The sequence below is a fragment of the Sphaerotilus sulfidivorans genome, from assembly GCF_013426975.1.
GTDB lineage: Bacteria > Pseudomonadota > Gammaproteobacteria > Burkholderiales > Burkholderiaceae_C > Sphaerotilus > Sphaerotilus sulfidivorans.
Map to the genome: position 1 here is coordinate 1 of NZ_JACCPY010000126.1, position 201 is coordinate 201.

Consider the following 201-nt stretch of genomic DNA (forward strand, 5'->3'; position numbering starts at 1 on the left):
TCGTGCCCGCCACATCCGACGACGGCGGCTTCGACGAGTTGCGCGAGTCCAGCTTCACCCGCTCCTGCAGCCACGCCACCTGCTCGCGCAGCTGCGCCAGCTGCTGGCCCAGCGTGTCGATCACTTCATGGCACTGCGCCAGCGTCTGCGGCTTGGCGGGCGGGTCTTCGGGTGTGGGCGATGGGGGCGGGTTCATCGGGC

The 201-nt window shown here is 70.6% G+C and carries 1 protein-coding gene; it reads right to left on the bottom strand.

What is annotated here, in order from left to right; genetic code table 11:
• Nucleotides 1–201, bottom strand: a 201-nt coding sequence (locus HZU84_RS21280) for a DUF6444 domain-containing protein (RefSeq protein WP_257644664.1), incomplete at both ends; no start/stop codon positions are given.